The sequence below is a fragment of the Cupriavidus sp. 05T41 genome, from assembly GCF_056396525.1.
Genome location: NZ_JBFTLQ010000217.1, coordinates 1 through 411, shown reverse-complemented (window position 1 = coordinate 411; position 411 = coordinate 1). Strand labels below are relative to the sequence as shown.

The following is a 411-nucleotide window of genomic DNA, read 5'->3' as shown; positions in this document are numbered from 1 at the left end:
CTGATGGGCTGGGGCGTGTCCGCCGACGACTGCTATCTGGTGCTGCGCTCGCTGCCGAGCATGCCAGTGCGGCTGGCCGCGCACGACCGCGCCGCGCGCGAAGTGGCCGAATGGCTGTGCCAGCGTCCGGAAGTGGCCAGGGTGCTGCACCCGGCGCTGCCCGATTGCCCCGGCCACGAGGTGTGGCGGCGCGATTTCACCGGCGCCACGGGGCTGTTCTCGATCGTGCTGCGCGACCGCTATACGCGCGCGCAGGTCGATGCCTTCGTCGAGGCGCTGCGCCTGTTCGCGATCGGCTGGTCCTGGGGCGKGGCGCACAGCCTGGCGGTGCCGTACCACGTGCAGACCATGCGGCCGGCGGGCAGCTGGCCCCCCGCCGGCTGGGAGCACGCGGGTGAACTGGTGCGCCTG

At 73.4% G+C, this 411-nt stretch carries 1 protein-coding gene; it reads left to right on the top strand.

Annotated features, from left to right (window positions below; all coding sequences use genetic code 11):
* Positions 1–411: PLP-dependent transferase (locus AC1DKV_RS40555; RefSeq protein WP_477139779.1), on the top strand; the 411-nt coding region annotated here is incomplete at both ends.